Below are 7626 nucleotides of genomic sequence, written 5' to 3'. Positions count from 1 at the left end.
CGACAACCTCCGCAAGGCCCTTTTTCAAAAATCACAAACTTTTCTCTCTCAAATCACAAAAATCCCTTGTTTCGTTGGGAAAAGAAAATGCCGATCGAGCGAGCCCTGCCTGACGAAACCCGCAAGCCTCCGCCCCTCAAGGCGTCTTGTGGCAGGAATCGCGGCATCAGCGGCGAGTCGGCAAGGCCCGGGCGGCGACTCGCGCCACCATCAGCGCCGTGAAAGCGGCGGCCCAGGCCCATCCCTCGGCCGTGACGACCTTCATCTGCATCAGATAGTGAATCACCCCGAACCCCACGGCCGGGTACACCAGCCAGTGCAGGCGTCGCCAGTTACGTCCCAGCTTGCGCACCGAGGCATTGTTCGAGGTCAGCGCCAGCGGGATCAGCGCGGCAAACCCGGTGAGGCCAAGATAAAGATAGGGGCGCTTGACCAGATCGCGCAGGGCCTGCTCCCACAAAAGCGCCATGTCGAGCACGACCCAAGCGGTCAGGTGCAGGCAGAGATAAAAGAAGGCGATCAGGCCGATCGCGCGGCGATAGCGGATCAGGTTCAAACCGAAAAACCGGCGCGCGGGGGTGATGGCCAGCCCGCCCATCAGGAACCACAGCGCCACCTTGCCCAGTCGGTGCTCGATCTCCTTGACCGGATCAACGCCCAACCCGTTCGACAGGCCAAGCCAGACGATCCAAGCCAGAGGGATCAGCCCCGCCAGATAGATCCAGCCGGGCGAGACCCTGCGCAGACTGCCATTCACCGTTGCGGCCATCATCAATAGTTCACCCTCAGGTCCATCCCGGCATAGAGGCCGGCGACCTCATCGGCATAGCCGTTGAACATCAGCGTCGGCTCGCGCTTGGCAAAGAGGCCCGCACCGATCCGGCGCTCGGTCGCCTGCGACCAGCGGGGGTGATCCACCTCCGGGTTCACATTCGCGTAGAACCCGTATTCGCGCGGCTGCAGGGCTTTCCATGTGGTGCGCGGCATCGCATCGGTCAGGGTGATCCTGACGATGCTCTTGATCGACTTGAAGCCATACTTCCACGGCACGACCAGTCGCAGCGGGGCGCCGTTCTGCTTGGGCAGCTCTTCGCCATATAGCCCTGAGGCAAGTATCGTGAGCGGATGCATCGCCTCGTCGAGGCGTAGCCCCTCGACATAGGGCCAGTCGATCCCGCCGCCGCGCTGGCCGGGCATTTCCTCGGGGCGCAGCAAGGTCTCGAACGCCACATATTTCGCACCGGGCTGCACGCCCGCGCGGTTCAGCAGATCGGCCAGCGGAAAGCCGATCCAGGGGATCACCATGGACCAGGCCTCGACGCAGCGCAGCCGGTAGATCCGCTCTTCCAGGGTCACGTTCTTCAGGATGTCATCGAGCGCATAGCTGCCGGGGCGCTCGACCAGCCCGGCGATCTCGACCGACCAGGGATCGGTGCGCAGCTTGCCCGCATGGCGGGCCGGGTCGGTCTTGTCCCAACCGAACTCGTAGAAGTTATTATAGGTGGTGATCTCTTCGAAGGTGTTGGGCTTGGCATCGGTCGAATAGGCCGAGGGTCGCGCCGCGATCTTGGCCTGCGCGGGTAGCGCGCCGAGCACCGCACTTGCCCCGATCCCCGCCAGCAGCGTCCTGCGCTGCAGGAATTGGGCCTTGGGGGTCACATCGGACCAGCTCAGTTTCGCGCGTTCATGTGCCATCGGAACTCCTCCTGTCGGGACTATAAAAGGAATACGTTCCCAACAGGCCCGCCGTTACACAGCTAGCGCGATTGTTACCTCTTCCCACGGCGCTTAAATATATTAAAAATGGAATACGAAAGCCGCCGCGGCGGCAGGGAAAAGGGAGAAATCATGAAACACCCGATACTGGCCGCCGTCGCGGCCTGTGCCCTCGCGGGGGCCGCGCAGGCGCAAGATGCCCATAGCTGGGACGTCGAGGACGATTTCGGCAGCGTCGCCTTCGCGGTCGAGAACGCAATCATCGGCGCGGGCCTTGTGGTCGATCACGTCAGCCATACCGGCGCGATGCTGGAGCGCACGCGTGCCGATGTCGGCTCGGACAAGGTGATCTTCACCGCCGCCGATGTGTTCTCGTTCTGCTCGGCCAAAGTGTCGCGCGCGGTGATGGAGATCGATCCGACGAACGTGCAGTTCTGCCCCTACAACATCTTCGTCTATGAAACCCCCGAGCGCCCCGGCGTAATCACCGTGGGTTTCCGGGACTACCCCGAGGGCGAGATGGACATGGTCGAGGAGATGCTCGGCGGCATCGTCGCCGAGGCGCTGATGCTCGATCCGTAAGCTCAGCCCTCGCCTCGTTTAAGGTGCGCCTGCAACTGGCTCAGGCGCACCTGACGCAGCGCCTCGACCAGAAGCGCCGTCAGCAGGCCGATGTTCAGCAGACCATTGGCCGCCGCCATCCCCCCGAGGATGCGCCATTCATGGGTCAACAGGATGTCGCCATAGCCAAGCGTCGTGTAGGACACGAGCGCGAAATAGACCGCGGCCTCCATGGTGATGAAGATCCCGAGCGCGCGGAAACAGAAGGCCCAGAGCCAGACCCCCGCCGTTACCATGGCCAGCGCCCAAAGCGCGGTGACCAGCACCACCAGGATGAGCTTGGGTCGGTGCGGCTCGCGCAGCAACCAGGGACGCGAGCGCGCAAAAGCCCACTCCATCCCCCAGGCGCTGAGAGCGGCGATGATCACGGTCATCACCATGATGACCGACCCGATGAACAGCTGCAGAAACATGCGATCTCTCCCTGAATCGCGCCTATACGTTGCGGGGCGCGGCGGTCAAGGTCCGCGCTGTCGCACTGGACAGATGCCCTGCCCTGCCCTATCTCGGTGCGACCATGGCCCAGAAGTCCGATCCCAATTCCAAGCTGATCGCCGAAAACCGGCAGGCGCGTTACCACTATGCCGTCGAGGACACGCTCGAGGCGGGCATCGTGCTGACCGGCTCCGAGGTGAAATCGCTGCGCACCGGACAGTCGAACATCGCCGAAAGCTATGCCTCGGTCGAGAATAGCGAGCTGTGGCTGATCAACTCCTACATCGCCGCCTATAAGGAGGCGGGCGTCTTCGGCCACGAAGAGCGCCGCCACCGCAAGCTGCTGGTCTCCAAGCGCGAGCTGTCGCGGCTGTGGCAGGCGATCGGGCGCGAGGGGATGACCATCGTGCCGCTCAAGATGTATTTCAACGACAAGGGGCGGGTGAAGCTGCTCCTGGGCATCGCCAAGGGCAAGAAGGTGGCCGACAAGCGCGAAACCGAGGCCAAGCGCGACTGGAATCGGCAAAAACAGCGCCTACTCAAGCAGCATAGCTGACCCAGAGACAGTTGCGGGCCGCTTTTCGCTCTCGGACCGCCCAGAACTCTTGCCTCCCTTGGCCCTCTGAGGCTAAGGACGTTGAAGCAAACGGAGGGCGCGCAATGGCGATGGATGATCCTAAAACCCTTGTTTCCACGGACTGGCTCGAGGCACATCTGCACGACCCGGATCTGCGGATTATTGACGCCACATGGTTCCTGCCGACCGATCCGCGCAATGCCAAGGCCGGCTATGACGCCGCGCATATTCCCGGCGCGCGGTTCTTCGACATCGACGAGATCGCCGATTCGCGCTCGGAACTGCCGCATATGGCGCCTCCGGTCGAGAAGTTCGTCTCGCGGATGCGGGCCATGGGCATCGGCGACGGCCATCAGGTCGTGGTCTATGATCAGGCGGGCGTGTTCTCGGCGCCCCGCGTGTGGTGGACCTTCCGCCTGATGGGCAAGACCGATGTCGCCGTGCTCGACGGCGGTCTGCCGAAATGGCAGGCCGAGGGCCGCGAGATCGAGGATCTGCCCCCGGTCATGCGCGATCGCCACATCACCGTCCAGCGTCAGGCCAGCCTGATCAAGGACGTCACGCAGGTCGCCCATGCCTCGAAGCTGGGCGATTACGAGATCATCGACGCGCGCGCCCATGGCCGCTTCATCGGCGTCGATCCCGAACCCCGCCCTGGCCTGCGCCAGGGCCATATTCCCGGCTCGAAGAACGTCCAGTGGATGGATCTGCTGACCCCGGCGAATACGCTCAAATCCCCAGATGATCTGCGCGCCGCCTTCGAGGCCGCCAAGGTCGATCTGTCGAAGCCCGCGATCTGCAGCTGCGGCTCGGGCGTGAATGCGGCGATCCTTGCGCTGGCGCTGGAACGTCTGGGCCACCGCAACTGGTCGGTCTATGACGGGGCCTGGGCCGAGTGGGGCATGTATAACGACCTCAAGGTCGCAACCGGAGAAGCATGATGTTCAACTCTCTCAAGCCGCAGGCGCCGGACAAGATCCTGGCGCTGATGGGCATGTTCCGCGCCGACCCCCGGACGGACAAGGTCGATCTCGGCGTCGGTGTCTACAAGGACGCCGAGGGCCGCACGCCGGTGATGCGTGCGATCAAGGCCGCCGAGAAGCAGCTTTGGGACAAGGAAACCACCAAGACCTATACCGCGCTGGCAGGCGAACCCGAATTCCACGCCGCCATGGCGGGCATGGTTCTGGGTGCCGACTATCCGAAGGATCGTCTGTCCGCGCTGCAAACCGTGGGCGGCACCGGCGCCTGCCGCATGGGGTTTGAGCTTGCGCGCATGGCGAACCCGGACGTGACCATCTGGGTGTCGGACCCGACCTGGCCGAACCACCTGTCGATCCTGTCCTTCATGAAGCAGGACTACAAACTCTATCGCTACTTCGACGCGGCTTCGCGCTCGGTCGATTTCGACGCGATGATGGCGGACCTTGAGGGCGTGAAGGCGGGCGATGTTGTCCTGTTGCACGGCTGCTGCCACAACCCGACCGGGGCCAACCTGACGATCGAGCAATGGGGCGTCGTCGCCGACCTGCTTGAGGCCAAGGGCGCGATCCCGATGATCGACCTCGCCTATCAGGGCTTTGGCGACGGGCTTGAGGCCGACGCCGCGGGCACCCGCCTGATCGCGTCGCGCCTGCCCGAGGTGATGATCGCGGCTTCCTGCTCGAAGAACTTCGGTATCTACCGCGAGCGCACCGGCTGCCTGATGGTCCTGTCCGACGCCGCCTCGAAAGAGGTCACGCAGGGCACCCTGGCCTATCTGAACCGCCAGACCTATTCCTTCGCGCCCGATCACGGCGCGCGCCTTGTGACCATGGTGCTGACCGACCCGGCGCTGCGCGCTGACTGGGAGGCCGAACTCGAAGAGGTGCGCAACGGCATGCTCGGCCTGCGCGAGGCGCTGGCGGCTGAGCTGCGCCAGCTGTCGAACTCGGACCGGTTCGACTTCGTGGCACAGCACCGCGGCATGTTCTCGCGCATCGGCGCCAGCCCCGAGCAGGTCGAGAAGATGCGCCTCGACAACGCCATCTACATGGTCGGCGACTCGCGCCTGAACATCGCGGGCCTGAACGCCAAGACCGTGCCGCTTCTGGCCCGCGCGATCATCGACGCCGGCGTCTGATCCGCCAAGGGATTGAAACGACAAGAAACGCGGGGGCCGCAACGCCCCCGCGTTTTTCATTGCGGTCCTCATCAGCAATGCAATCCGCATGCTCAAAGCGCTGTCCCCATACCTTTGGGGTCCGCCGTGGAGGAGGTCGGGGGGGAAACGCAAAAAGGCCCGGATACCCCCGGGCCTTCTCATTTTTTACGTGTTGCGGATTACGAGTGGTAGGCGCTTTCGCCATGGGCCGAGAGGTCGAGGCCCTGACGCTCGTCATCGGTCGAGACGCGCAGCCCGGTAATCGACTTGGTGATGTAGAGCAGCACCAGCGAGGCAACACCCGACCACACGATGGTCACGGCGACACCCTTGATCTGCGCGGCGACCTGAGCCCCCATGGTGCCAGCTTCGACCACGAAACCCGTGCCACCCAGAGCCGGGGCGCAGAGCACGCCGGTCATGATCGCGCCGACGATGCCACCCACGCCGTGCACACCGAACACGTCGAGCGAGTCGTCGTAGCCGAACTTCGACTTCACCGAGGTCACGAAGAAGTAGCAGACCGGCGAAACCATCAGGCCCAGAACGATCGCACCGACAGGGCCGGTGGTGCCGCAGGCAGGGGTGATGGCAACCAGACCAGCGACCAGACCCGACGCCGCACCTAGCCCGGAGGCCTTGCCGCGGAAGATCGCTTCGATGGCAGCCCAGCTGACGATCGCTGCGGCGGTGCAGACAAAGGTGTTGATCATGGCAAGCGTCGCACCGGCGGTCGCTTCGAGGTTCGAACCGGCGTTGAAGCCGAACCAGCCAACCCACAGCATCGCCGCGCCAACCATGGTCAACGTCATCGAGTGCGGAGCCATCATGTCCTTGCCAAAGCCAACCCGCGGGCCGATCACGATGGCTGCGACCAGGGCCGCGACACCAGCGTTGATATGCACGACCGTACCGCCGGCAAAGTCGATGGCGCTCCAGTTGAAGATCAGGCCGGCGCCGTCCCAGACCATATGGGCGATCGGGAAGTAGACGACGGTCAGCCACATCACCGTGAACAGCATCACCGCCGAGAACTTGATGCGCTCTGCAAAAGCACCGACGACAAGCGCCGGGGTAATGGCGGCAAAGGTCATCTGGAACGCGATGAAGACATACTCAGGCAGCACATAGCCATCCGAGAAGGTCGCCGCGACCGAGTCGATCGTCACGCCGGACAGGAACAGCTTGCCCAGGCCGCCCCAGAACGGCGAAGTGCCGCCCCCGAAGGCGAAGGAATAGCCATAAAGGACCCAGACCACCATCGCCACGGCGGCGATCATGGTGCACTGCATCAGCACCGACAGCATGTTCTTGGTGCGCACGAGGCCGCCATAGAACAGCGCGAGGCCCGGCACGATCATGAACAGCACCAGCAGCGACGAGGTCATCATCCAGGCCACGTCGCCCTTGTCCACGACCGGAGCAGCGGCCTCGACGGCTGCTTCTGCGACGGCGGCGGTTTCCTGCGCGAAGGCGGGCAGGGCAGCCAGCAGCGCCGCTGCCGTCAGGCCCGTGATTTTCGAGAGGTTTTTCATTGATTCACTTCCCCTGAGCTTTACTTAGAGCGCGTCATCGCCGGCTTCGCCGGTGCGGACGCGGACCGCCTGGTTGACGTCGAGAATGAAGATCTTGCCGTCGCCGATCTTGTCGGTCTTCGCCGCCTTGAGGATCGTGTCGACAACTTCGTCAGCCAGAGCGTCGGCCACGACGATCTCGAGCTTGACCTTGGGAACGAAGTTCACAGCATATTCCGCACCGCGATAGATCTCGGTGTGGCCCGACTGCGCCCCAAAGCCCTTGATTTCGGTCACCATCATTCCGCGCACGCCGATCGAAGTGAGCGCCTCGCGCACCTCCTCGAGCTTGAACGGCTTGATTGCTGCAATGATCAGTTTCACTGGTTCGCCCTTCCCTTTGTCAGCAACTTTCGATGCCACGCAGGACATCCATGCCCTTCAAAAGCGCGAATATGCATCTGCAGCACAAGAAATCGCGCCCGCAGAAACACGTCAAAACAGCCTGAAGCCGCTCCTATCTGCACAAATTGTGCGCATCGCCTATTTTTTAGGCGCCAAGCAAACCGAATCGTGATCTCTTGTTGCTCCACAAGCCGAGGCAGAGCGTGTAGTGTCCC

The 7626-nt window shown here is 63.3% G+C and carries 10 protein-coding genes; 5 read left to right on the top strand and 5 right to left on the bottom strand.

The features are described 5' to 3' along the window. Positions 1 to 166: 166 nt before the first annotated feature. The gene (gene msrQ / locus KTQ37_RS10655) at positions 167 to 772 is read right to left on the bottom strand and encodes a protein-methionine-sulfoxide reductase heme-binding subunit MsrQ (RefSeq protein ID WP_218630497.1); all 606 of its coding nucleotides are present in this window, start codon (positions 770 to 772) and stop codon (positions 167 to 169) included. Next, positions 772 to 1695, bottom strand: coding sequence for a protein-methionine-sulfoxide reductase catalytic subunit MsrP (gene msrP, locus KTQ37_RS10650; protein WP_218630496.1), 924 nt, complete (start codon positions 1693 to 1695; stop codon positions 772 to 774). The genes msrQ and msrP overlap by 1 nt, the downstream gene beginning before the upstream one ends. A gap of 153 nt (positions 1696 to 1848) precedes the next feature. Between msrP and KTQ37_RS10645 the strand changes: the two genes are divergently transcribed. Next, positions 1849 to 2298, top strand: a complete 450-nt coding sequence (locus KTQ37_RS10645) for a DUF302 domain-containing protein (protein WP_218630495.1) — start codon at positions 1849 to 1851, stop codon at positions 2296 to 2298. 2 nt (positions 2299 to 2300) lie between these two features. Here KTQ37_RS10645 and KTQ37_RS10640 read toward each other — a convergent pair whose 3' ends face one another. After that, positions 2301 to 2750 carry an ion channel gene (locus tag KTQ37_RS10640; RefSeq protein ID WP_218630494.1) on the bottom strand — a complete coding sequence of 150 codons (450 nt, stop codon included), beginning with the start codon at positions 2748 to 2750 and terminating at the stop codon, positions 2301 to 2303. 104 nt (positions 2751 to 2854) lie between these two features. Here KTQ37_RS10640 and smpB point away from each other — a divergent pair, with 104 nt between their 5' ends. The 3 genes from smpB to KTQ37_RS10625 all read left to right on the top strand — a co-directional run bounded on the left by smpB (position 2855) and on the right by KTQ37_RS10625 (position 5471). After that, the gene (gene smpB, locus KTQ37_RS10635) at positions 2855 to 3328 is read left to right on the top strand and encodes an SsrA-binding protein SmpB (protein ID WP_218630493.1); all 474 of its coding nucleotides are present in this window, start codon (positions 2855 to 2857) and stop codon (positions 3326 to 3328) included. Between the two features lie 104 nt (positions 3329 to 3432). Next, positions 3433 to 4290 carry a 3-mercaptopyruvate sulfurtransferase gene (gene sseA / locus KTQ37_RS10630; protein WP_218630492.1) on the top strand — a complete coding sequence of 286 codons (858 nt, stop codon included), beginning with the start codon at positions 3433 to 3435 and terminating at the stop codon, positions 4288 to 4290. Continuing rightward, the gene (locus KTQ37_RS10625; protein WP_218630501.1) at positions 4290 to 5471 is read left to right on the top strand and encodes an amino acid aminotransferase; all 1182 of its coding nucleotides are present in this window, start codon (positions 4290 to 4292) and stop codon (positions 5469 to 5471) included. Before sseA ends, KTQ37_RS10625 begins: the two co-directional genes overlap by 1 nt. A gap of 200 nt (positions 5472 to 5671) precedes the next feature. On the opposite strand, the gene KTQ37_RS10620 is transcribed toward KTQ37_RS10625, so the two are convergent. Continuing rightward, positions 5672 to 7027, bottom strand: coding sequence for an ammonium transporter (locus tag KTQ37_RS10620; RefSeq protein WP_218630491.1), 1356 nt, complete (start codon positions 7025 to 7027; stop codon positions 5672 to 5674). Positions 7028 to 7051: 24 nt separating this feature from the next. Next, positions 7052 to 7390, bottom strand: coding sequence for a P-II family nitrogen regulator (locus tag KTQ37_RS10615; protein ID WP_218630490.1), 339 nt, complete (start codon positions 7388 to 7390; stop codon positions 7052 to 7054). Here KTQ37_RS10615 and KTQ37_RS10610 point away from each other — a divergent pair. Beyond that, a complete protein-coding gene (locus KTQ37_RS10610) occupies positions 7377 to 7583 on the top strand; it encodes a hypothetical protein (protein WP_218630489.1) in 207 nt (68 codons plus the stop codon). The genes KTQ37_RS10615 and KTQ37_RS10610 overlap by 14 nt on opposite strands. The last annotated feature ends 43 nt before the right edge of the window (positions 7584 to 7626 follow it).

Source organism: Sedimentimonas flavescens, from assembly GCF_019264375.1.
In the GTDB taxonomy this organism is placed as follows: Bacteria; Pseudomonadota; Alphaproteobacteria; order Rhodobacterales; family Rhodobacteraceae; genus Rhodobacter; species Rhodobacter flavescens.
Note: the sequence above shows the minus strand (reverse complement) of the source record. Positions and strands in the feature narration are given on the sequence as shown.

What these genes read in the sequence shown, in the direction of transcription:
- KTQ37_RS10610 (WP_218630489.1), top strand. Translation starts at nt 7,377, where the DNA reads ATGATCAGTTTCACTGGTTCGCCCTTCCCTTTGTCAGCAACTTTCGAT.
- KTQ37_RS10640 (WP_218630494.1), bottom strand. Translation starts at nt 2,750, where the DNA reads ATGTTTCTGCAGCTGTTCATCGGGTCGGTCATCATGGTGATGACCGTG.
- KTQ37_RS10645 (WP_218630495.1), top strand. Translation starts at nt 1,849, where the DNA reads ATGAAACACCCGATACTGGCCGCCGTCGCGGCCTGTGCCCTCGCGGGG.
- KTQ37_RS10625 (WP_218630501.1), top strand. Translation starts at nt 4,290, where the DNA reads ATGTTCAACTCTCTCAAGCCGCAGGCGCCGGACAAGATCCTGGCGCTG.
- msrQ (WP_218630497.1), bottom strand. Translation starts at nt 772, where the DNA reads ATGATGGCCGCAACGGTGAATGGCAGTCTGCGCAGGGTCTCGCCCGGC.
- msrP (WP_218630496.1), bottom strand. Translation starts at nt 1,695, where the DNA reads ATGGCACATGAACGCGCGAAACTGAGCTGGTCCGATGTGACCCCCAAG.
- sseA (WP_218630492.1), top strand. Translation starts at nt 3,433, where the DNA reads ATGGCGATGGATGATCCTAAAACCCTTGTTTCCACGGACTGGCTCGAG.
- KTQ37_RS10620 (WP_218630491.1), bottom strand. Translation starts at nt 7,027, where the DNA reads ATGAAAAACCTCTCGAAAATCACGGGCCTGACGGCAGCGGCGCTGCTG.
- smpB (WP_218630493.1), top strand. Translation starts at nt 2,855, where the DNA reads ATGGCCCAGAAGTCCGATCCCAATTCCAAGCTGATCGCCGAAAACCGG.